The sequence below is a fragment of the Methylophilus sp. DMC14 genome, from assembly GCF_056314085.1.
Window position 1 is genome coordinate 1 of the sequence record NZ_JBQUZA010000017.1, and the last position, 533, is coordinate 533.

The following is a 533-nucleotide window of genomic DNA, read 5'->3' on the forward strand; positions in this document are numbered from 1 at the left end:
AACCACCTGAGGCTAGCCAATTAATAATAATATGAGTTATACCAGCGATAACAAAAACTATATTTTCGAGAATGATACATACACCAATTTCCGTAATGAGAGCAGCAATTACAGCTAACCAGATATGACGTGGGTGAGAGTTCTGCATATTCATTGACTCAATATTGCCTAACGTTTGAATTCACTGGCTGCCGAAGGCAGTCCAGTGGAATGAGTTGTTAGCAGGCATGCTCTTCTCCGGTGAACCCTCTGCACTGCAATATAGAAAAATAGATAGCGGAACCTACCGGAGGACCGATTAGCAACAACAGTGATTGGATGCCACTGAACCAGCCACTAACTTCAACAGCAACGTAGAAAGCACACAGAGTAGCTAGCCAAAACATTGGACCAAAGGTGTATGGTCGTTGAAGTGCAGTTACCAGTGCTAGGCGCCAATACGTAACCATTGCGAGCAGGCAAGCTGCGACAAATGCTACGCCGTAAAATGCAGAGATTGTGGGCGAACTAATCAACATAGCAAGAGATGCTAC

The 533-nt window shown here is 44.5% G+C and carries 1 protein-coding gene; it reads right to left on the minus strand.

Annotated features, from left to right (window positions below; genetic code table 11):
* Positions 1-218: 218 nt before the first annotated feature.
* The coding region (locus ACT53C_RS14305) for a hypothetical protein (RefSeq protein ID WP_476147045.1) at positions 219-533 on the minus strand (315 nt) is incomplete at its 5' end.